This is a genomic window from Mesorhizobium sp., from assembly GCF_004962925.1.
Taxonomy (GTDB): Bacteria; Pseudomonadota; Alphaproteobacteria; order Rhizobiales; family Rhizobiaceae; genus Mesorhizobium.
On sequence record NZ_SUEO01000425.1, the window covers coordinates 1 to 623 of the forward strand.

Below are 623 nucleotides of genomic sequence, written 5' to 3' on the forward strand. Positions count from 1 at the left end.
GCGCTGGTGGTGCTTTTGGTGCGCCCCTCCGGCCTGTTTGGCCAGAAAACCGTCGAAAGGGTCTGAACCATGGCCGTGCAAGCTCTCGACACCGCAAGGCTTCCAGTCGACTGGGCGAAACTCGTTCAGAAGCTGGCATTGCCGACCGCCCTGTTCGTCGTCGCCTACGGCGTGGTCCCTGCCTATGCTTCGGGCTATCTGGTCGAGGCGATCCTGCTGCCATTCCTGGCGCTCAGCCTGGCGGCGGTCGGCCTCAATTTGCTGACCGGCTATTGCGGCCAGCTCTCGCTTGGCTCTTCCGCCTTCATGGCGGTGGGCGCGTTCGGCGCCTACAATTTCAACCTTAGGGTCGAAGGCCTGCCGCTGGCGGTGACCATGATCCTGGCCGGAATTTCCGCCGCCGGCTTCGGCGTCGTGTTCGGCCTGCCCAGTCTCAGGCTGCGCGGCTTCTACCTCGCCGTCTCGACGCTCGCCGCCCAGTTCTTCGTGCAATGGGCGCTAACCAAGTTCGGCTGGTTCTCCAACGACAACCCGTCCGGGGTGGTCTCGGCGCCGCACCTGGCCGTCGCCGGTCTTTCGCTCGACAGCGCGACCGGCCGCTATTTGCTTTCGGTGACGACGGT

The 623-nt window shown here is 64.8% G+C and carries 1 protein-coding gene; it reads left to right on the forward strand.

Annotation, left to right across the window (positions count from 1 at the left end):
- Positions 1–69: 69 nt before the first annotated feature.
- On the forward strand, positions 70–623 hold a 554-nt coding region (locus tag E5W87_RS35530; protein WP_292408651.1), incomplete at its 3' end, for a branched-chain amino acid ABC transporter permease.